18 protein-coding genes are annotated in these 21,193 nt (G+C 69.9%); 10 read left to right on the plus strand and 8 right to left on the minus strand.

Features of this window, described 5'->3' with window-relative positions; translation table 11 throughout:
* Nucleotides 1-98: 98 nt before the first annotated feature.
* Complete coding sequence (locus tag MFF40_RS14365; protein ID WP_238260957.1) at nucleotides 99-464, plus strand: hypothetical protein; 366 nt, start codon at nucleotides 99-101, stop codon at nucleotides 462-464.
* A 58-nt stretch (nucleotides 465-522) separates the two neighbouring features.
* Here the strand turns inward: MFF40_RS14365 and purN are convergent, their stop codons facing one another.
* Both purN and purM read right to left on the minus strand, forming a co-directional pair.
* Nucleotides 523-1,173 carry a phosphoribosylglycinamide formyltransferase gene (purN, locus tag MFF40_RS14370; RefSeq protein WP_147856476.1) on the minus strand — a complete coding sequence of 217 codons (651 nt, stop codon included), beginning with the start codon at nucleotides 1,171-1,173 and terminating at the stop codon, nucleotides 523-525.
* Nucleotides 1,173-2,240 carry a phosphoribosylformylglycinamidine cyclo-ligase gene (gene purM, locus MFF40_RS14375; RefSeq protein WP_147896524.1) on the minus strand — a complete coding sequence of 356 codons (1,068 nt, stop codon included), beginning with the start codon at nucleotides 2,238-2,240 and terminating at the stop codon, nucleotides 1,173-1,175. Before purM ends, purN begins: the two co-directional genes overlap by 1 nt.
* Nucleotides 2,241-2,383: 143 nt before the next feature.
* Between purM and MFF40_RS14380 the strand changes: the two genes are divergently transcribed.
* The 5 genes from MFF40_RS14380 (at nucleotide 2,384) to MFF40_RS14400 (ending at nucleotide 11,214) form a co-directional block, all read left to right on the plus strand.
* On the plus strand, nucleotides 2,384-3,514 hold the full coding sequence (locus MFF40_RS14380; RefSeq protein ID WP_147856978.1) for an AI-2E family transporter: 1,131 nt from the start codon (nucleotides 2,384-2,386) through the stop codon (nucleotides 3,512-3,514).
* 20 nt (nucleotides 3,515-3,534) lie between these two features.
* Nucleotides 3,535-4,245: a P-loop NTPase family protein gene (locus MFF40_RS14385; protein ID WP_147856977.1), complete on the plus strand. Its 711-nt coding sequence runs from the start codon at nucleotides 3,535-3,537 to the stop codon at nucleotides 4,243-4,245.
* 346 nt (nucleotides 4,246-4,591) lie between these two features.
* Complete coding sequence (locus tag MFF40_RS14390; protein WP_147854834.1) at nucleotides 4,592-6,892, plus strand: RNA degradosome polyphosphate kinase; 2,301 nt, start codon at nucleotides 4,592-4,594, stop codon at nucleotides 6,890-6,892.
* 270 nt (nucleotides 6,893-7,162) lie between these two features.
* Entirely contained in the window at nucleotides 7,163-8,713 is a 1,551-nt protein-coding gene (gene ppx / locus MFF40_RS14395) for an exopolyphosphatase (RefSeq protein ID WP_147854833.1), read from the plus strand.
* A 404-nt stretch (nucleotides 8,714-9,117) separates the two neighbouring features.
* On the plus strand, nucleotides 9,118-11,214 hold the full coding sequence (locus MFF40_RS14400; RefSeq protein ID WP_238260962.1) for a methyl-accepting chemotaxis protein: 2,097 nt from the start codon (nucleotides 9,118-9,120) through the stop codon (nucleotides 11,212-11,214).
* 55 nt (nucleotides 11,215-11,269) lie between these two features.
* Here the strand turns inward: MFF40_RS14400 and MFF40_RS14405 are convergent, their stop codons facing one another.
* Complete coding sequence (locus MFF40_RS14405; RefSeq protein WP_147854831.1) at nucleotides 11,270-13,597, minus strand: NADP-dependent malic enzyme; 2,328 nt, start codon at nucleotides 13,595-13,597, stop codon at nucleotides 11,270-11,272.
* Nucleotides 13,598-13,675: 78 nt separating this feature from the next.
* Here MFF40_RS14405 and MFF40_RS14410 point away from each other — a divergent pair, with 78 nt between their 5' ends.
* Both MFF40_RS14410 and MFF40_RS14415 read left to right on the plus strand, forming a co-directional pair.
* Nucleotides 13,676-14,353, plus strand: coding sequence for a CatB-related O-acetyltransferase (locus MFF40_RS14410; protein ID WP_147896552.1), 678 nt, complete (start codon nucleotides 13,676-13,678; stop codon nucleotides 14,351-14,353).
* Complete coding sequence (locus tag MFF40_RS14415) at nucleotides 14,350-14,607, plus strand: DUF3297 family protein (protein WP_147853288.1); 258 nt, start codon at nucleotides 14,350-14,352, stop codon at nucleotides 14,605-14,607. Before MFF40_RS14410 ends, MFF40_RS14415 begins: the two co-directional genes overlap by 4 nt.
* Here MFF40_RS14415 and MFF40_RS14420 read toward each other — a convergent pair.
* The 4 genes from MFF40_RS14420 to aspS are packed head-to-tail and all read right to left on the minus strand — an operon-like array spanning nucleotide 14,571 to nucleotide 18,709.
* The gene (locus MFF40_RS14420) at nucleotides 14,571-14,900 is read right to left on the minus strand and encodes a hypothetical protein (protein WP_147853289.1); all 330 of its coding nucleotides are present in this window, start codon (nucleotides 14,898-14,900) and stop codon (nucleotides 14,571-14,573) included. The two genes, MFF40_RS14415 and MFF40_RS14420, sit on opposite strands and share 37 nt — an antisense overlap.
* A complete protein-coding gene (locus MFF40_RS14425; protein WP_147853290.1) occupies nucleotides 14,897-15,973 on the minus strand; it encodes an acyltransferase family protein in 1,077 nt (358 codons plus the stop codon). The genes MFF40_RS14420 and MFF40_RS14425 overlap by 4 nt, the downstream gene beginning before the upstream one ends.
* Nucleotides 15,973-16,842 carry a glycosyltransferase family 2 protein gene (locus MFF40_RS14430; RefSeq protein ID WP_147853291.1) on the minus strand — a complete coding sequence of 290 codons (870 nt, stop codon included), beginning with the start codon at nucleotides 16,840-16,842 and terminating at the stop codon, nucleotides 15,973-15,975. The genes MFF40_RS14425 and MFF40_RS14430 overlap by 1 nt, the downstream gene beginning before the upstream one ends.
* Nucleotides 16,843-16,864: 22 nt before the next feature.
* Nucleotides 16,865-18,709 (minus strand): aspartate--tRNA ligase, encoded by a 1,845-nt coding sequence (gene aspS, locus MFF40_RS14435; protein WP_147853292.1) that lies wholly within the window; start codon nucleotides 18,707-18,709, stop codon nucleotides 16,865-16,867.
* Nucleotides 18,710-18,842: 133 nt separating this feature from the next.
* Between aspS and MFF40_RS14440 the strand changes: the two genes are divergently transcribed.
* Nucleotides 18,843-19,259, plus strand: a complete 417-nt coding sequence (locus MFF40_RS14440) for a hypothetical protein (protein ID WP_187277613.1) — start codon at nucleotides 18,843-18,845, stop codon at nucleotides 19,257-19,259.
* 62 nt (nucleotides 19,260-19,321) lie between these two features.
* Nucleotides 19,322-20,509: a ribonuclease D gene (rnd, locus tag MFF40_RS14445; RefSeq protein ID WP_147853293.1), complete on the plus strand. Its 1,188-nt coding sequence runs from the start codon at nucleotides 19,322-19,324 to the stop codon at nucleotides 20,507-20,509.
* Nucleotides 20,510-20,847: 338 nt separating this feature from the next.
* Here rnd and MFF40_RS14450 read toward each other — a convergent pair.
* Nucleotides 20,848-21,193: DUF2490 domain-containing protein (locus MFF40_RS14450; protein WP_238260964.1), on the minus strand; the 346-nt coding region annotated here is incomplete at its 5' end.

Genomic DNA, 21,193 nt, shown 5'->3' on the forward strand with positions numbered 1-21,193 from the left:
ATGCCGCCCGGTGTGTCCGGTCCGCCATTGACGGGGCGGCGCCCGGCGGCGTCCAACGGCCGAGGTTAATTGACCCTCAGCCCTGGACCGCCAAGACCATGACGATGCGCCGCCTGCCCCTGCTGATCGCGTCCGGCCTGATCGCGATCGGCGCGACCGCCGCCCTCGCGGGCGGATCCCCGGCCCCGTTCCAGCAGTACGAGCCGGATCCGGCGCTGAAGACGGCCACGAAGGCCAGCCTCGAAGGCCGCGTGCGCCACGCCTGCACGGTCGTCCAGGCCCGGCTGACCAGCGCCACCGAGGCGTCCCTCGAGCGTCCCTGCGGCTGCTACGCCCGTCAGACCCTGCGCAGCCTCGACGAATCCGAGGTCGAGGCCTACCGCACCACGGGCTACTTCAACGATTCCGCCCGCGCCAAGGCCCTCTCGGCCCTCGACAGCTGCAAGCTGCAGCGGCCGATCTGACCCTCCCGGGGCGCTGCCCCGGACCCCGCCGAAGGGACTTGTCCCTTCGGAATCCCCGTTACAGGCTGAACAGGACGCCGTCCGGTGCCGCGTCGGCGATGACGACGCGATCGCCCTCCAGCCGGGCGTGTCCGCCGGCCACCAGCGCCAGCACCGCGGGATAGAGCCGCCGCTCCTGGACGATCACCCGGTCGGCGAGGCTGTCCGGGTCGTCGCCCTGGCGTACGGGGATCGCGGCCTGCGCCACGATCGGCCCGGCATCGAGTTCGGGCACCACGAAATGCACCGTGCAGCCGTGCAGTCGCACGCCGGCGTCGAGCGCCTGCTTGTGCGTGTGCGTGCCCTTGAACAGCGGCAGCAGCGAGGGGTGGATGTTGAGCATCCGCCCGGCCCAGCCGGCCACGAAGTCCGGCGTGAAGATCCGCATGAAGCCCGCGAGGCAGACGAGGTCGACGTCGGCCGCCCGGAGTTCGGCGTCGAGGGCGGCATCGAAGCTGGCCCGATCCCGGAAACCGGTGTGGTCGATCGCCCGGGCGGGGATCCCGGCCGCCGCCGCCCGCGCGAGGCCGGCGGCGTCAGGGCGGTTCGACAGGACCAGCACGATCTCGGCCGGATAGGCCGGATCCTTCGCGGCCTCGATCAGCGCGACCATGTTCGAGCCGCGGCCCGAGATCAGGACCGCGACGCGGGTCTTGCCGGTGGCGGCCATCAGAGCGCGAGGCGTCCGCTGAAGGTCACGGGCTCGGGGCCGCGCGCGGTGATCCGGCCGAGGCGCACCGGCGCCTCGCCGGCCCGGGTCAGGGCCTCGTCGACGTCGTCGACCGCGTCGGCGGCGGCGATCACCACCATGCCGATGCCGCAGTTGAAGGTCCGCAGCATCTCCGCCTCGGCGACGCCGCCCTCGCGGGCGAGCCAGCCGAACACCGCAGGCGGGGTGATGGCGTCGAGGTCGATGGCGATGCCGACATCGTCCGGCAGCACCCGGGGCAGGTTGTCGGGGAAGCCGCCGCCGGTGATGTGGGCCAGCGCCCGGATGCCGTCGGTCGCCTCCAGGGCGGCGAGCAGGGGCTTCACGTAGATCCGGGTGGGCTCCAGCAGGGCGTCGCCGAGGCTCCTCGACGGATCGAACGGGGCCGGCGCATCCCAGCCGAGGCCGGTCTTGGCGACGATCCGGCGGACCAGCGAAAACCCGTTGGAATGGACCCCGGAGGAGGGCAGGCCGAGCACCACGTCGCCGGGCCGGATGCCGGGCTTCGGCAGCAGCGTGCCGCGCTCGGCGGCGCCGACCGAGAAGCCGGCGAGGTCGTAGTCCGAGCCGTCGTAGAGGCCCGGCATCTCGGCGGTCTCGCCGCCGATCAGCGCGCAGCCGGCCTGCCGGCAGCCCTCGGCGATGCCGCGCACGATGTCGGCGCCGACGCCGGGCACCAGCTTGCCCGTCGCGTAGTAGTCCAGGAAGAACAGCGGCTCGGCGCCCTGGACCACGAGGTCGTTGACGCACATCGCCACCAGGTCGATGCCGATCGTGTCGTGGCGCCCGGTCTCGATTGCGATCTTGACCTTGGTGCCGACGCCGTCGTTGGCCGCCACCAGGATCGGGTCGCGGAACCCCGCGGCCTTCAGATCGAACAGGCCGCCGAAGCCGCCGATCTCGGCATCCGCCCCCGGCCGCCGCGTCGAGCGCACCAGCGGCTTGATCGTCTCCACCATGGCGTTGCCGGCGTCGATATCGACGCCCGCCTCCGCGTAGGTCAGTCCCTGTCCATCCTTGGCGGTCATGCCAGCGTCGTCCCGGTCATCATCGGGTCCGCTCTAGCGGCTTCCAGCGCGCCGCGCGAGTCGGCTGGCGCGCCTTGATCGAGGCGGGCCCGATCTCCACTCTGCGACGGGGCGTGCTATGCGGCCCGTGGGGGGACGACAACATGCGCGCACGGGCTGTCATCGGGCTGGGGGCCCTCGTCGCCCTCGGCCTCCTGGTCTACCTGCTGCGCGAGGTGATGCTGCCGTTCGTGGCCGGCATCGCGCTGGCGTACCTGCTCGATCCGCTGGCCGACCGCCTCGAGCGCCTGGGCCTCGGCCGCCTCGCCGCGAGCCTGCTGATCCTGGCGCTGTTCGTCGTGGCGCTGATCGTGTCGCTGCTGATCCTGATCCCGCTGACGGCCAACCAGGTCGCGGGCCTGGTGAACGCGCTGCCCGCGATGGTCTCGCGGCTCCAGGGGATCATCGCCGAGCGCGCCGGGCCGCTGCTGGAGCGCGTCGGCGGCGACAACGTGCTGACCGAGCTGCAATCCTCCGTGGGCACGCTGGCGAGCCAGGGCGGCGCGTGGCTTCTCGCGTTCCTCAAGTCGATCTGGTCCGGCAGCCAGGCGCTGATCTCGATCGCGTCGCTGCTGGTGGTGACCCCGGTCGTGGCCTTCTACATCCTGGTCGACTGGGATCGGATGATGGCGGCCCTGGACAACTGGGTGCCGCCCCGGCACCGGGCGACGGTGCGCGACCTCGCCCGTCAGATCGACGGCGCGATCACCGGTTTCGTGCGCGGTCAGACCCTGGTCTGCCTGATCCTCGGCAGCTTCTACGCCGTCGGCCTCTGGCTGGTCGGGCTCAATTTCGGGGTCCTGATCGGGCTGATCGCCGGCCTCCTGACGTTCATCCCGTATGTCGGGACGCTTACCGGCTTCATGCTCTCGGTCGGCGTCGCGCTGGTGCAGTTCTGGCCGTCCTCGGACTGGCTGCACCTCGGGCTGACGGTGGGGGTGTTCCTGATCGGCCAGTTCCTCGAAGGCAACGTGATCGCGCCCAAGCTGGTCGGCGAGTCCACTGGCCTGCACCCGGTCTGGCTGATGTTCGCGCTGCTCGCCTTCGGAACCCTGTTCGGCTTCGTCGGCCTGCTGCTCGCGGTGCCGGTGGCGGCCTCGCTCGGCGTGCTCGTGCGCTTCGCCCTGAAGCGCTACCTCCAGAGCCGCCTCTATCATGCCGAGCAACCGGTGCTGATCGACCTGAACGACGAGGCCGGCCGGACCTTGACCGCCACCTCGACGCGGTCATCCTGAGCGATCGATCTGGGCACCCCATGCGCGAAAACGCACCACCCCGGCAACTGGCCTTCGACCTGCCGCTCGATCCCCGCTACGGCCGCGAGGACTTTCTGGTCGGGCCGGCCAACGAGGCGGCCTACGCCCTGGTCGAGGCCTGGCCGGACTGGCCCGACAGCGTGCTGGTGCTGACCGGCCCCTCGGGCAGCGGCAAGAGCCACCTCGCGGCGATCTGGGCCGAGCGCGCCCATGCCTGGACGGCCGCCGCCTCCGAGATCGGGGCGGACGCGGTCCAGCACCTCGTCTCGAACGGCGCGCTGGTCATCGAGGATATCGACCGCGCGGAGGGGCGGGACGAGGCGGCCCTGTTCCATCTGCTCAACCGCGCCCGCGAGCGGGCCTGCCCGGTCCTGCTGACGAGCGCCTCCGGCATCGACGCCCTGGGCCTCGCGACGCCGGACTTGCGCTCCCGGCTGCGCCTGGCGCCCAGCATCGCCATCGAGGCACCGGACGACGCGCTGCTGCGCGCCGTCCTGGTCAAGCTGTTCGTCGACCGGCAATTGGTGGTGGATCTCAGCGTGATCGAGGCGCTGGCGCTGCGGATCGACCGCTCCCTGGGACGGGCGCGGGATCTCGTCGCCGAACTCGACCGAGACGCGCTCGGACGCGGACGGCGGATCAGCCGCCCCCTGGCGCTGGCCGTGCTACGCCGCATGGGCTTCGACGACGAGGTCGATCCGGAGGCGTAGAAGCGGAAACCCGTGGCCGTCACGAAAGCGTCGTGAAAGCTACGGGTGTAGAATGGTAGACGCGCCGGCATCGGCAAGGACAGGAATCGGAATGGAATCGACGCAGAAGCCCATGGACCGCGACGCCGCCGACGAGGCCGCGGAGCCCCGTCGGCCCGACGCGACCGATCCGGCCCCCCGCCGCGCCGCCGTCAGACGCGCGCCGGCCGACCGCACGGCTGCGTCGCGCGTACCACCCGAGGACACAGCCGATTCGAGCGCACCGGCCCCGGGTCCGCGCGCTCCCGGCTCTCGTACGGCCTCGCGAAGCGCGGCCGCCAAAAGCGCAACCGTGAAGAAGGCAGCGGTGCCGAGCGACGCCCGACCGAATGCGACGGCCGCCGCCGCAAGCGGTGCAGCCGCCGAGACGAAGCCCGTACCGATCGACACCGCCGACGAATGGCCTGCCGTCCCGGCGGCACCGGCGGAGCTGCCGGCCGGCGCGGCGCGGGAACCCGTGGTCGAGGCCGGACGCTCGCTGCGTCATTCCCCCGAGCGCTTCGTGAACCGCGAGCTGTCCTGGCTGCAGTTCAACCGCCGGGTGCTGGAGGAAGCCTCCAACCCGAACCATCCGCTGCTGGAGCGCCTGCGCTTCCTGTCGATCTCGGCGAACAATCTCGACGAGTTCTTCATGGTCCGCGTGGCCGGCCTGATCGACCAGGTCCGGGCCGGTCTGACGCTCCCGTCCCAGGACGGGCTGACGCCGTCCGAGCAACTGAACCGGATCGGTATCGAGGTGGCGCGGCTCGCCGCCGACCAGCAGGCGCGCTGGCGCCAGCTGCGGGTGGAACTGCAGGCCTCCGAGATCGAGATCGTCGAGCCCGCCGCCCTCACCGCCGAGCAGGCCGCCTGGCTGGAGGAATACTTCCTCAATCATGTCTCACCAGTCCTGACGCCGCTCGCGATCGATCCGGCGCACCCGTTCCCGTTCATCCCCAACCTCGGCACCACCATCGCGCTGGCGCTGGTGCGGCCACGCGACGGCCGGCTGCTGCGGGCCCTGATCCGGGTTCCCGGCGTCATCGACCGGTTCGTCCGCCTGCCTACCAGCGAGAGCGAGACCGCCGCGCGCCTGATCTCGATCGAGCAGGTGATCGGAATGTTCACGGGGCGGCTGTTCCCGGGCTACCTGGTCAAGAGCAGCGGCGCGTTCCGGGTGGTGCGGGATTCGGATCTTGAGATCGAGGAGGAGGCCGAGGATCTCGTCCTGCATTTCGAGACCGCGCTGAAGCAGCGCCGCCGGGGCGTCGTGATCCGCCTCGAAGTCGAATCCGGCATGTCGGAGGATCTCCGCAGTTTCGTGGCCGACGAGCTTGAGATCTCCGCGGACGCGATCTTCCTGATCGAGGGCATGCTCGCCCTCAACGAGCTGTCGCAGGTCGTCGGGATCGACCGGCCGGACCTGAAGTTCAAGCCCTACAACCCGCGCTTCCCGGAGCGGATCCGGGAGAGCGGCGGCGACGTGTTCGCGGCGATCCGCCAGAAGGACTTCATCGTCCACCACCCCTACGAATCCTTCGATTCGGTTGTGCAGTTCCTGGCCCAGGCGGCCCGGGACCCGAACGTCGTGGCGATCAAGCAGACGCTCTATCGCACCTCGTCGAACTCCCCGATCGTCGCGGCGCTCGCGGAGGCCGCCGAACTCGGCAAGTCGGTCACCGCGCTCGTCGAGCTGAAGGCGCGGTTCGACGAGGAGGCCAACATCCGCTGGGCGCGCAACCTCGAGAAGGCGGGCGCGCAGGTGGTGTTCGGCTTCGTCGAGCTGAAGACCCACGCCAAGCTGTCGCTGGTGGTCCGGCGCGAGGGCGACAAGCTCGTCACCTACTGCCATGTCGGCACCGGGAACTATCACCCGATCACGGCGCGCGTTTACACGGACCTGTCGTTCTTCACGGCCGACCCGGCGATCGCCCGGGACGTCTCGCGGATCTTCAACTTCATCACCGGCTACGCCGAGCCCGCCGAACTGGAGCGGATGTCGGTCTCGCCCCTGACGATGAAGAACCGGCTCTTGGAGAACATCGAGGCCGAGGTCGCCCACGCCAAGGCCGGCCGGCCGGCGGCGATCTGGATCAAGTGCAACTCGCTGGTCGACGCGCAGATCATCGACGCGCTCTACGATGCGTCCTCGGCCGGTGTGCAGATCGATTGCGTGGTGCGCGGCATCTGCTGCCTGCGGCCGGGCATCCCGGGGCTGTCCGAGACGATCCGGGTCAAGTCGATCGTCGGGCGCTTCCTGGAGCACGGGCGGATCTACGCCTTCGGCAACGGCGTCGGGCTGCCGCACCCGAAGGCGACGATCTACATCTCGTCGGCCGACCTCATGAGCCGCAACCTCGACCGCCGGGTCGAGGCCATGCTGCCGATCACGAATCCCACCGTGCACCAGCAGGTCCTCGACCAGATCATGCTGGCCAACCTCCTGGACAACCGTCAAAGCTGGCGCCTGCTCGCCTCGGGGGGCTGCGAGCGGATCCAGCCCGCGGACGGCGAAGAACCGTTCAATGCGCACAAGTATTTCATGACGAATCCGAGTCTTTCCGGCCGGGGTAAGGCCTCGAAGAAGTCGAGCCCGCGCGCTCTGAGCCGTCGGGCTCAGCGCGCTTAAGTACACAGGCCGATGCGCAGGACGCTCGACAGGTTTCGAGACCGTGTTGTGCGGTTCTGCGTCCGGAAAATCCGTCCGGCAAAATGGCCGGGCGGACGAAACGTTGCCCTGCCGGCCCGATTGGGCTTAGAGCTTGCGCCGTCGCCAGGGATCCCGGTTCCGCCGCGAGCGCAGCGTATCATCGACGTGGAGCCGATCTTGGTCGCGGCTCCGGAATGCACGCGCGGCCCGCCGGTCCGGTCGGCCACGCTCCATCAAGGACTCGGACGTTTGGGCAGCCCTCGCGCCAACCTCACCCTCGCGCATTCCGCCGACCGGCCTTCGCGCGATCCGCGGCCGCCGGTGGCGATCATCGACATCGGCTCGAACTCGGTGCGGCTGGTGGCCTATGACGGCCTGAGCCGTGCGCCGACGCCCCTCTACAACGAGAAGGTCCTGTGCGGCCTGGGCCGCAACGTCCTGACCACCGGCCGGCTCAACGAGGACGCGGTCAACCGGGCGCTGACCGCCCTGGGACGGTTCCGCGTGCTGTGCGAGACCATGCGGGTCGGCCGGGTGTTCGTGCTGGCGACGGCGGCGGCCCGGGACGCCGAGAACGGGCCGGACTTCCTGCGCGCCGCCGAGGCTGCCTGCGGCCAGGAGATCCAGCTTTTGTCGGGGCGCCGTGAGGCGGAGCTGTCCGCCATGGGCGTGATCTCGGGCTTTCACGCGCCGGACGGCGTCGTCGGCGACATGGGCGGCGGCTCCCTCGAACTGGTGGACGTGCGCGGCACCGTGGTCGGCCAGGGCGTGACCATGCCGCTCGGCGGCCTCGCCCTGCAGGACCTCTCCGGCGGGTCGATCAAGAAGGCCGCCAAGATCGTGCGCGAGCACATGCGCAAGGCCGAGCCGCAGCTCGAGACCCTGCGCGGCCGGACCTTCTACGCCGTCGGCGGCACCTGGCGCGCCCTGGCGCGGCTGCATCAGGCCGCGCGCGGCTACCCGGTCCACGTCATGCACGGCTACGCGGTGGAACCCACCGACGAGATGAGCTTCCTGCAGATCGTCGAGCAGACGGATGTCGGGCTGCTCCAGGACGTCGAGACGATCTCGGAGGCCCGCCGCCCGCTCCTGGCCTACGGCGCCGTGGTCCTCGAAGAGATCATCCGGGTCGGACGCCCGCGGGAGGTCGCGATCTCGGCCTCCGGGGTTCGGGAGGGCCTGCTGTTCGAGCAGCTCGACCGCGACACGCGTCTGGTCGATCCGCTTCTCGCCTCGGCGGCGGAGTTCAACGCCCTGCGCGCCCGCGCGCCGCGCCACGGCGAGGAGCTGATCGCCTGGACGGACCGGTTCGTGGCGACGCTGGACGGCCCCGAGACCGCGGACGAGCGCCGCCTGCGCCATGCGGGCTGCCTCCTCTCGGATGTCGGCTGGCGTGCGCATCCCGATTACCGCGACGAGCAGAGCATTGCGGCGATCCAGAACGCCGCCTTCGTGGGCGTGGACCATCCGGGACGGGCCTATCTCGCCCTCTCAGTCTCGCTCCGCCACAGCGGCCTGGCTCCGGAAAAGGCCAACCCGATCCTCAGGACCGTGGCGGGGCCGCGCCTGTTCGAGCGGGCCCGCCTCCTCGGCGCGATGCTCCGGGTGGCGTTTCCGATCTCGGCCGGCATGGACGGCGCACTCACCCGGGCGCCGCTCCTGGTCGAGGACGGTCGCGTCACGCTGCGGATGCCGCGGGATTGGGCCGCGCTTGCCAGCGACCGCCTTCTGAACCGGGTGCGCGCGCTCGGCCGTGTGGTCGGGACGGACGGGCGCATCGAGATCGACGCCGCCACCTGACCCGTGAGGCGCGACCTCTGGGGAGCGGGATCGGGCGGTGGCGCGCCGCAGCGGCCTGATACGCCAGCCCGCGTCCGGGGGCATGTCCGGATGGGCAGTCCTGTCATCGTGTCGCGGAGGGCGGCCAGAAAGCGCTGCTTGTGACAAACGCGCAGCATGGCCGCTGTGATAGTGAAGGGATGTGGCCCAGCAAAAAATTCTCTTCTGTGATGCAATGATGTTTCAGCAATCCTGGACTATGCGATGTCTGATAAAGGGAAACTATAGGTCATTTCATTGTAGTTTTTATATTATGAGAACAATTAATATAGCAGATTAAGCATTTTTGTACGATACGGTGCATCGAGATTCGATTTTAGGTATCATGATCTGCAGAGGCCGGGCGCGGCCATTGGATTTTGATCATGCGTTGGCTTGGACGGTTCTCGATAAAGACGCTTTTGTGCTTGGTGATCGCCGCTCTGGCGGTGATGTTGCTGAGCTATACGACCAGCGCGCCCATCAATGCGCGCACGCAGGCCGAGCAAGCCGATCGGGCCGTCACCCTGGCCCATGCGAGCCGGCGCCTGCTCAAGACGATCCTGCCGCTGCGTCTCGAACGCGGCTCGACGCTTGCCCTGGGTAGCCAGGAGCCGGCCGGGCCGAACACGCTGTCGGCGATCGCCACGAACCGGCAGGCGATGATCGAGAGTTTCGCCAGGGCCCAAGACCTCCTGCGCCAGCAGGACGTCCCGGCGGTGACCGCGACAGTTGCACGGCTGAACGCGGCGCACGAGGCCGTGAACACGCTGCGCCCCCGGATCGACGCCGCCCTGCGCCTCCCCAAGGATCAGCGCGACGCGACGCTGATGCCCGCGATGCTCACCGCCTATCAGGAGCTTCTCGATGCGCTGACCGCCACCACGGACGCCGTGGACGGCGCCATCCCCCGTTCGGACGCCGATTTGCAGCGCTATCTGGGCCTCAAGCGCGCAGCTTGGGCGTCGCGGGTCGCGATCGGGAACGTCGCCCTGCGGGTTCAGACATCCCTGGCGGCCGGAACCTCCTGGACCCTGCCGGAGACCGTCGCCGCCGCGGAGGAACGCGCGCGGCTGCAGACCGCCTGGGCCGCCACCACCGAGGCAGCCTCTTCCGTCTCGGATAAGGTTCGGTCCGCGTTCCGGACCGCCGACGCCCAGAACTTCCAGGGCGCGAACGCGGCCATCGCGAAGGCCGTGTTCGATGCCCTCAGCCAGGGAACGCCGCCGAGCGTGACGTTCCAGGAGCTGCGGCAACGGAATACCGAGACGCAGGCCACCATCGTCGATCTCGCGTACGCGAGCCTCGACGATATGATCGGGCACGCCGAACTCCTGGCCGATGCGGCACGCGGCATCCTGATCCGCAACGTCGCCGCCCTCGCGGCGGTCGTCCTGCTGGTCGGCTTGGGCCTCGTCGTCATCTTCGTCGGCGTGCTGCGGCCGATCCGGACGATGTCGGCGACGATGCGGGAGCTGGCCGCAGGCGACGCCACCGTGGAGGTGCCGGTCGGGCTCTATCGCAACGAGTTCGGGCCCGTGGCGGCGGCCGTGCAGGTGTTCAAGGACAACCTGATCCGGACCCGTCAGCTCGAAACCGAGGCCGCCGAGGCCCGGCTGACGGCCGAGGAGCAACGCAAGGCCGGCATTCGCCAGATGGCCGAGGCCTTCGAGACGGCGGTCGGCGGCATCATCGGGCAGGTCTCGTCCTCGGCCGCCGAGCTGCAGGCGACCGCCCAGACCCTGACGGCCACGGCGACGCAGACGGCCAGCCAGTCCACCACGGTGGCCGCCGCGGCCGAGCAGGCGGCCAGCAACGTCAACACCGTAGCGGCCGCCTCGGAGCAACTGGGTTCCTCGGTCCAGGAGATCGGCCGACAGGTCGACGGGTCGGCCAAGCTGGCGCTGGGGGCGGTCACCGAAGCCGGGCAGACCGGCGCGCTGGTGCAGGAGTTGAGCAGCGCCGTGGCGCGGATCGGCGACGTGGTCGGATTAATCTCGAACATCGCCGGCCAGACCAACCTGCTGGCACTGAACGCCACGATCGAGGCGGCCCGGGCCGGGGAGGCCGGGCGCGGCTTCGCGGTGGTCGCCTCGGAGGTGAAGGCGCTCGCCGAGCAGACCGCGAAGGCGACCGAAGAGATCTCCGGCCAGATCGCCCGGGTGCAGGCCTCGACCGGCCAGGCCGTGACGGCGATCGGCACGATCACGGCGCGGATCCAGGACATCAACGCCGTGGCGACCTCGATCGCGGCGGCGGTGGAGGAGCAGGGGGCCGCGACCCAGGAGATCGTCCGCAACGTCGGGCAGGCGGCGGCGGGCGCCGGGGAAGTGACCAGCAACATCGCCGGGGTCGCGAGTGCCGCGGAGGAGACCGGGAAGGCGGCGAGCCAGGTGCTCGGCGCGGCCACCGACCTGTCGCGGCAATCCGAACACCTCACCGCCGAGGTGTCCCGCTTCCTCGACACCATCCGGGCGGCCTGAAGGCACGACCCCGAACGATCCCGGCAGCCGGAGCCGTCGGGATAAGCCGCTCCGTTTACTCCGAGATCATCCCGGCGCCGGTCTCGCCCCCGGGCAGGGGCGCCGCCTCGGATTGCGCCTCGACCACGGCGGCGGCGGTGACGTTGACGATGCCGCGGGCCGTGACCGACGGCGTCAGGATGTGGGCGGGCTTGGCCGGGCCGATCAGCAGCGGCCCGACCGGCAGCGCGTCCGCCAGGACCTTGGCGAACTGGAACGCGATGTTGGCCGCATCCAGGTTCGGGAAGATCAGGACGTTGGCCGCGCCCTTGAGGCGCGAACCCGGCAGCACCCGGTCGCGCACCAGTTCGGAGAGCGCCGAATCCGCCTGCATCTCGCCGTCGACCATCAGGTCCGGGTCGCGGGCCTGCAGGAGCGCCAGCGCCTCCCGCATCTTCATCGCCGAGGGCGAATCCGACTGCCCGAAATCCGAGTGGCTCAGCAGGGCGATCTTGGGCGTCAGGCCGAAGCGGCTGACATGGCCGGCGCAGGCCTGGGCGACCTCGGCGATTTCTTCCGCCGTAGGGTTCTGGCGGACATGGGTGTCGGCCAGGAAGTACGCGCCCTCGCTGGTCACGATCAGGCTCATGGCGGCGCACTGGGCGATGCCCGGCGCCAGCCCGATCACGTCGCGGATGATCCTCAGCCGGGTCTCGAACCGGCCCTCCAGGCCGCAGATCAGGGCGTCGGCCTCGCCGCGGCGGACCGCGATCGCGCCGATCACGGTGTTGTTGGTGCGCACGAGGGTGCGGGCCGCGTCCGGGGTGATGCCGCGCCGGCCCGCGACGTCCAGGTAGGTCTGGACGTAGGCCCGGTAGCGGGGATCGTCCTCGGGATCGATCAGCTCGAAGTCGCGACCCTCCTGGATCGAGAGGCCGAAGCGCTTCAGGCGCGATTCGACCACGCGCGGGCGCCCGACCAGGATCGGGAACGCGACCTTGTCCTCCACGATCGCCTGGACGGCGCGCAGGACCCGCTCGTCCTCACCCTCAGCGTAGATCACCCGCTTGGGGTCGGCCTTCGCCTTCGAGAACAGCGGCTTCATGATGAGGCCGGACCGGTGGACGAACCGGTCGAGGCTGTCGACGTAGGCGTTGAAATCCGTGAGCGGCCGGCCGGCGACGCCGGAATCCATCGCGGCCTTGGCCACCGCCGGGGCGATGCGCACGATCAGGCGCGGGTCGAACGGGCTCGGGATCAGCGATTCCGGGCCGAACGGCCGTGCCTCGCCGCCATAGGCCCGGGCGACCACGTCGGAAGGAGTCTCGCGGGCGAGCGCCGCGATCGCCTTCACGGCCGCCTGCTTCATCTCCTCGTTGATGCTGGTGGCGCCGACGTCGAGCGCCCCACGGAAGATGTAGGGGAAGCACAGGACGTTGTTGACCTGGTTCGGGAAGTCCGAGCGGCCCGTGCAGATCATCGCGTCGGGACGCTTGGCCTGCGCGAGGTCCGGCATGATCTCCGGATAGGGGTTGGCGAGCGCCATGATCAGCGGCTTGTCCGCCATCTTCTCCAGCAGCTCGGGCTTCAGGACGCCGCCGGCCGAGAGGCCGATGAACACGTCCGCGCCGGGGATCACCTCGGCCAGCGTGCGGGCCTCGGTCTCCTGGGCGTAGACGTCCTTCCAGCGGTCCATCAGCTCCGGGCGGCCCTTGTAGACCACGCCCTTGATGTCGGTGACCGTGATGTTCTCCCGGGTCGCACCGAGCGAGACGAGCAGGTTGAGGCAGGCCAGCGCCGCCGCGCCGGCGCCGGAGGTGACGATGCGGACATCCGAGAGCGCCTTGCCGGCGAGTTCCAGGCCGTTGAGGACAGCCGCCGCCACGATGATCGCGGTGCCGTGCTGGTCGTCGTGGAAGACCGGGATGTTCATCCGGGCCCGGCACTGCTCCTCGACCTCGAAGCACTCCGGCGCCTTGATGTCCTCCAGGTTGATGCCGCCGAAGGTCGGCCCGAGCGCGCAGACGACATCGACGAGCTTGTTGACGTCCTTCTGGTCGACCTCGATGTCGAACACGTCGATCCCGGCGAACTTCTTGAACAGGACCGCCTTGCCCTCCATCACCGGCTTGGAGGCGAGCGGGCCGATATCGCCGAGGCCGAGGACGGCGGTGCCGTTGGTGAGCACCGCCACGAGGTTCTGGCGGATCGTCAGTTCGGCAGCCTGCTGCGGGTCGTCGTAGATCGCCATGCAGGCGGCTGCGACGCCGGGCGAGTAGGCGAGGGCGAGGTCGCGCTGGTTGCCGAGCGGCTTGGTCGCCTGGATCTCCAGCTTTCCGGGCTGCGGCAGGCGGTGGTAGACGAGCGCCCCGGCCTTGAGGTCCTCGGACATGTTATCGGCCATCGCTCACCTTCCAGCTCGCCCGCTTTCCCGGAGACGACGCGGTCGCGCACCGCGCCGGATCCCATCGTGACCGGTCTGTTGCACCGGCTGCGTAGGGGGCGCAACCCGCATAACGAGACGCGGATCCACCTCGCCGCGCTGGCGCGCGCGCACGGCTTCTCCATAGGCGCTTACTCGTACGGGCGTCCCAAAGTGCGCTTCCCGGAGAGCGGCCGTCGCCTGACGATCGGCCGCTATTGTTCCATCGCCGACAAGGTCGAGATCCTGCTCGGCGGCGACCACCGGCTCGACTGGGCCTCCACCTACCCGTTCGCGGCGATGCGCCGCCTGTTCCCGGATGCGCGCGCCCCGGCGGATTACCACGCGTCGCGCGGCGACGTGGTGATCGGGCACGATGTCTGGCTCGGGTCCGGCTGCATGATCCTGTCCGGCGTCACGGTCGGGCACGGCGCCGTGGTGGCGGCGCGGGCGGTGGTGACCCGGGACGTGCCGGCCTACGCGGTGGTCGCCGGCAACCCGGCCCGGGTGGTCCGCCGCCGCTTCGACGAGGCCACCGTGGCGGCGCTGGTGGAGACCGCCTGGTGGGACCGGCCGCACGCGACGGTGACGCGGCTGGTGCCGCTGTTGCAGAGCGGGCAGATCGCCGACCTGCTCGCGGCGTTGCGCGCCGAGCCGGATTCCCGTACCGGCGAGCCCTTCGCCCTGCCGGACGCGCGCGGGGCCGCACACGAAACCGACCCGAGATCCGGACGATGACCGACACGCCTCCCGACCGCCTGGCCGCGAACCCGAACAGCCCGTTCTACGACGAGGCCATGCTGGAGCGCGGCGTCGGCGTGCGATTCAAGGGCGTCGATAAGACCAACGTCGAGGAATATTGCGTCAGCGAGGGCTGGGTCCGCCTCTCGGCCGGCAAGACCCTCGATCGGGCCGGCAACCCGATGACCGTGAAGCTGAAGGGGACCGTCGAACCCTACTTTCGCGAGCCCGAGGCCGAGGTCGAGGCTTGAGCCTCTCGTAGAGTCAGTGCCGCGCTGAAGTTCTTCAATGCCCCCAGGACCAGCGTATGAACCTGATCCGGAGAGCGGGGCGCATCGATGATCAGGCTCGTCAGGATGTCATTGCGCCGGGCGCGCTGCTTGGCGGTTCGTGCATGGTTCGACAGACGCAGGTGCCAGGGGCTCTTAGATAGCGCGAGATAGAGGCTGTCACCGCGCTCGTTCCGGGCGACGATGGCGAAGCCCTCGGCCTCCAGAAGCCGCGCCGCAAGGGCCAGCGCGGCCGATGGGGGGAGGGTGCTCACGGCCCGGCAGGCTCGATCGTGCCGAGGCTGCGTCGGCCGAGCGCCCGCGCCTTGAGGGCCAGTGCCGGCCGTTCGATGCCGTACCAGGACAGCGCCGCCACCGGCAGCGTCACCGCGAGCGCGGGAGCGAGCAGGGCGAGGCCGGAGGGCTCGGGCCAGAGGGCATGCAGGCTCTGCTGTATCGGCCAGCCGTAGAGATAGATCCCGTAGGACAGGTCGGCCCTCGGATCGAACAGGCCGCGCGCCATCGGCCCGAGGGCGAGCCACACGGCGCCGTAGGCTTCCGCCAGGAACAGCAGGGTCGGGTAGGCCGGCGTTCGGGCGAGGAGCGTGGCCGCGACGGCCAGGCCGGCGAGGACGACACTCGAGACGCGCAGGCTGTCGCGACACAGATACAGTCCGGCGCCGGCCGAAAAGATGAGCGGCAGCCGCAGGGCCGTCTCCAGACCCTTCGGCAACTCGGGGCCACGCCAAGCTGTGGCGGCCGTCAGGGCGACGGCGAGCCCCGCGACGATCAAGAGCACCGGGATCCGCCGGCGGAGGAGGCCGCACAGGGCGGCGAGCAGCACGCCCAGGTAGCAGAGAGACTCGTATTTCAGGGTCCAGATCGTGCCGAGCGGCGCCCGATACGGGTTGGCCTCGAAGACGCCGGGCAGGGCGGCGTTGCTCTTGAAGGCGGTCAGCGTCCCGCGCACGAACGACCAGACGGCGGGATCGCGCAGGTACTCGCCCAGCGGCAGGCGCGTCATCGCGGCTCCGAGGAGCAGGGAAACGACCATGGTGGCGGCGACGAAGCCCGGGAGGATCCGCAGGGCGCGGGCAAGCGTGTAGTCCCGGAGCCCGCGCCGATCGCAGCTCATGGTGACGAGAAACCCCGAGACCGCGAAGAAGCCGTTCACCGCGTGCTCGCCCAGGGTGTAGCCGGTGAGCCGCGCCAGCGGCTCGTCGCCCGCGGCCCCGGTGGCGACGCTGAAGGCATGCGAGACGACCACCGCCAGCGCGAGAACCAAGCGCAGGCCGGTGAAGCCGTTGCGGCCGCGCGCCAGGGCGGTCGCGATCGTGAGGCCGGCCATCAGCGCAGCCCCTCGCGGGCCAAGGCGTCCCGGCCGCGCAGGAAGGCGAGGGCGCCGGACGCGGAGCCGCCGTACCGCTCCAACCCGGACCGGCGCAGGACGAGCGCCGAGAGGCCGGCCTTCGGCAGGTTGGTCATGAGGTGGGACACGCTCGGGTCGGGCAGGCCGTATTTGCGGCTGACATAGGCCCGCGACCAGGCCTGATGCCAGCGCGAACGGAAAACCCGTCCGGGCTCCGGCGCCGACGAGCGACCGCGGCCGTGCAGCGCCACAGCGCCGTGGACATGGACGAGGGCGCGGCCCGCATCCGCCACGCGCCGACAGAGGTCGTCGTCCTCGTAGAACAGGAAGATGTTCGGGTCGAAGCCCCCGAGGTCGAGGAACAGGGCCCGCGCGATCATCAGGCAGGCCCCGGACAGGAACGGGGCGCAGGCATCGCCCTCGGGCAGGGCCGGGCGTCCGCCCGGGTTGGGAAGGTACGGCGCCAGCAGTGAGCGCGCCTGGTAGAAGAACCGCCCGTCCGGCTCGACCAGGCGCGGCGCCAGCAGGCCCGCATCCGGCCAAGCGGCGGCCGCCGCCAGCAACGCATCGACGGCTCCAGGCTGCAGGACCACGTCCGGGTTGACGACGAGGACCCGCTCCGCCGTCTCCGCCGCGGCGACGCCGATATTGTTGGCGCGGCCGTAGCCCTCGTTGCGGGGGTTGCGGATCACCCGCGCGCCGGCGGCCTCCGAGACTGAAACGGAGGCGTCCCGGCTGGCGTTGTCGACCACGATCGCCGGCACGTGCTGCCGCGCCAGTGCCGCCAGACAGGCCGGCAGCACGTCGGCGCTGTCATGGGCGACGACGACCGCGACGAGGCTCGCCACGGCGCGACCGGTCCGCCTGCGCTTACGCCTTCTTCTCGGGCAGGTTCAGGCGGATGTGCAGCTCGCGCAGCTGCTTGGGCGTGGCCTCGGAGGGCGCGCCCATCATCAGGTCCTCGGCGCGCTGGTTCATCGGGAACAGCACGACCTCGCGGATGTTCGGCTCGTTGCACAGGAGCATGACGATGCGGTCGACTCCCGGGGCGATGCCACCGTGCGGCGGGGCGCCCATGCGCAAGGCGTTGAGCATGCCGCCGAACTTCTGCTCCAGCACCTCGTGGCCGTAGCCCGCGATGGCGAAGGCCTTCTGCATCACGTCGGGGCGATGATTGCGGATCGCGCCCGAGGACAGCTCGATGCCGTTGCAGACGATGTCGTACTGGAACGCCTTGATGCCCAAGATTCTTTTTGTGACTTCGCCGTCCTGGCCCTCTGTGGCCAGGGCATCGAGGTCGAGCGCCAAAAAGTCCTCGCGGTCGATGTTCGGCATCGAGAACGGGTTGTGGGAGAAGTCGATCCGCTTCTCCTCTTCGCTCCACTCGTACATCGGGAAGTCGGTGATCCAGCAGAACGCGTACTGGTCCTTGTCACAGAGGCCCAGTTCGTCGCCGATGCGGATGCGGGCCTTGCCGGCGAGCGCCGCCGCCTTGGCCTCGGTCCCGGCGGAGAAGAACACCGCGTCGCCCGCCTTGGCGCCGGTCTTCTGCGCGATCAGGGCCTGGACCTCGGCCGGGATGAACTTGGCGATCGGCCCCTTGCCGGTGAGCTGGCCGCCGTCGTCCTCGAACACGACGTAGCCGAGCCCGGGCGCGCCCTCTGAGCGGGCCCAGTCGTTGAGCTTGTCGAAGAACGAGCGCGGCTGCGACGCGGCTCCGGTCGCCGGGATCGCCCGGACCACGCCGCCGGCACTGATGACGCCCTTGAAGGCCTTGAACGCCACGTCGTCCCGGGCGAACTCGTCGGTGACGTCGGCGATGATGAGGGGATTGCGCAGGTCCGGCTTGTCGACGCCGTACTTCAGCATGGAATCCGCGAAGGTGATGCGCGGGAACGCCTTGGTGACGCGCTTGCCCTCGGCGAACTCTTCGAAGACGCCGCGCAGGACCGGCTCAACCGCCTGGAACACGTCCTCCTGGGTGACGAAGCTCATCTCGATATCGAGCTGGTAGAATTCGCCCGGCGAGCGGTCGGCCCGGGCGTCCTCGTCGCGGAAGCAGGGCGCGATCTGGAAATAGCGGTCGAAGCCCGCGATCATCGTCAGCTGCTTGAACTGCTGCGGCGCCTGCGGGAGCGCGTAGAACTTTCCGGGATGGACCCGGGACGGCACGAGGTAGTCGCGCGCGCCCTCGGGCGACGACGCGGTGAGGATCGGTGTCTGAAACTCGAAGAAGCCGCCGTCGCGCATCCGGCGGCGCAGCGCGTCGATGATCGCCCCGCGCTTCATGATGTTGGCGTGGAGCTTGTCCCGGCGCAGGTCGAGGAAGCGGTACCGCAGCCGCGTCTCCTCCGGGTATTCGAGATCGCCGAAGACCGGCAGCGGCAGCTCACCGGCCGGGCCCAGCACCTCCAGATCGTCGATGTAGACCTCGACCGCTCCGGTCGGCAGCTCGGCGTTCTCGGTGCCGGCGGGCCGGGTGCGCACGCGCCCGTCGATGCGCACGACCCATTCCGAGCGCGCGACCTCTGCGGCCTTGAAGGCGGGCGAGTCGGAATCGACCACGCATTGCGTGAGCCCGTAATGGTCCCGCAGGTCGATGAACAGCACGCCACCGTGGTCGCGGATGCGGTGGCACCAGCCGGAGAGCCGGACGGTCTGTCCGACGTCGGACGGGCGGAGCGCCCCGCAGGTGTGGGAACGGTAACGGTGCATGACGGGCTTCTTCTCTGGGAAGGCCGGCACCATTCACGCGAGGCCCCCCAAGTCAAGCACGCGACGCCGGAAACCCGTGCCGAACCGGGCCGCCGACCTACCGGACGGGACCCGCGATCCCCATATGATGTCCATGAGCCAAAACGCTTTTTCCGTTTCTGTCGGCCGGCCCGCCGGGCCCGTCGAAAGCCCGTCCGGCGCTTGGCGCACACTGCCGCTCGCGGGGCATTTCGACTTGGTCTACGAAGACGCGACCGGTGCCTGGAGCAACCGCTCCCTGTCGGCGCGCGAACTGAAGCTCGGTCCGGGCCGGACGCTTCTGGGCGGCGTCGACGCCCGCCGGGGCGGCTATCGCGGCTTCCGGGTCGACCGGATCCGCCGGCTGACCGACGGCGCCACGGGCGAGCGCATCGAGACCGGCATCCTCGACCGCCTGCTCGGGCGCGCCGATGCCCAGCGCCGGGCCGACGCGATGCGGATCCGCCGGCAGGCTCAGGCGCGACGGCGAACGGCCTTGGCGGACCGACCGGGCGCCATAAGGACCGTGTGAAACATGGGGACCTTCACGCAGGCGTCTCCCCATGACGGCGCCGGTTGCGTATAGCCGGGTTCATGGACCTGATTACCACCACCGCCGCGCTGCACGACGTCTGCTCGCGTCTCGCCGAGCAACCCTTCGTGACCGTCGACACGGAGTTCATGCGCGAGACGACGTACTACCCGAAACTGTGCCTGATCCAGATCGCGGCACCGGATGGGACCGGCGTATTGGTCGATCCCCTGGCGGCGGGCATCGACCTGCAGCCGTTCATCGACCTGATGGCCGACGAGCGGACCGTGAAGGTCTTCCACTCGGCCCGCCAGGACCTCGAGATCATCTGGCTGATGGGCGGGATCCTGCCGCAGCCGTTCTTCGACACGCAGGTCGCCGCCATGGTCTGCGGCTACGGCGACTCCGTGTCGTACGAGCAGCTCGTCAACGACGTGGCCAAGGCCAAGATCGACAAGTCCTCGCGGTTCACCGACTGGTCGCGGCGCCCGCTCTCCGAAGCCCAGCTCAGCTACGCCCTCTCGGACGTCACCCATCTGGTGAAGGTCTACGAAGTCCTGGTCGCCGAGTTGCTGCGCACCGATCGCGGCGCCTGGCTCGATGAGGAGATGGCGGTTCTGACTTCGCCGGAAACCTACCGGGCCGACCCGGCCCAGGCCTGGCGGCGGCTTTCCGGACGGATGCGCAAGCCCCGTGAGATCGCCGTGCTGATGGAGGTGGCGGCCTGGCGCGAGAGCGAAGCGCAGACCCGGAACGTCCCCCGCGGGCGCGTCCTGAAGGACGAGGCGGTGATCGACATCGCCTCGGCGGCGCCGCGCGGTGCCGAGGCCCTGGGCCGGCTGCGGACGATCCCGGCGGGGTTCGAGCGTTCGCGCACCGGAGCCGACATCCTGGCGGCCGTGGAGCGCGGCCTCACCCGGGACACCGGTGACATCCGCATACCGGAGCGGATGCGCCGGAGCGGCGGCAACGGTGCCATCGTGGAATTGCTGAAGGTGCTGCTCAAGGCGGTGTGCGAATCCGAGGCCGTGGCGCCCAAGATCATCGCGACGGTGGACGATCTGGAGGCCATCGCAGACGACGACACCGCCGAGGTCGCCGCTCTGCAAGGCTGGCGCCGGACCCTGTTCGGCGACAAGGCCCTGGCCCTGAAGCAGGGCCGCTTGGCCCTCTCGGTCGAGCACGGCCGCATCGTGGTCCGGGAGCTGGAGCCGACGAACGCGGCGGATCAGGCGGGCGTCGACGGCTAGGGTTTCGGACGGGCGCTGCGACGGTGTTTGCTGCAACGGGTGCAGCCAGCAAGCGGCCACGCTTTCCCAGGCCGGTCCGAAAACGGCCCGGTCGTCCCGGGATCACGGCGGAAGGATCTCCCTTCGCGCCTCGTCCACCGCTTACAAGCCGTGTGTCGGGCTGTGGCCCAGGCTAAGGCTGGCGTGCGGCCAGACCTGCCCGGGGCGTCTGAATCGATCGATCCCGGCGACGATGCGTTTGGCCGGTGGCTGCATCCAAACCATCGGGCCCGGCCCGAACTTGTCCGATCAGGTCAATCTGACCGACGAGCCAAGAAATCCCCTGCGCCGCGGGCGATCTAGTTCCGCACGAACAGGTTCAGCGACAGGATATGGTCGACTGCCACGCCGCTGCCCGGCGCGCTGGCGGTTTGGTTGAGGTAGCCGATCTCGACCGTCGATCGTCCGCCGATCGGCACTTCCAGCCCCACGAAAGTGCGGATCCGATCGAAGCCGGCCCGCGCACCCCAATCCGTATCGTTCAAGGCCAAGAACGCCTCCGTCCAGCCAAGAGCTGCCACGCTTGTCGTCGCCTGCGTCAGCGGCACGGCGAAGCGCAGATTCTCGCGCAGGCGGAAGCCGACATCCCGCAGGGCGATCGCTTGAAGGGGATCAGGCGGTCTGAGTGACGATGGCTCTGAGGTA

Source organism: Methylobacterium mesophilicum (assembly GCF_022179445.1).
Lineage (GTDB): Bacteria > Pseudomonadota > Alphaproteobacteria > Rhizobiales > Beijerinckiaceae > Methylobacterium > Methylobacterium mesophilicum.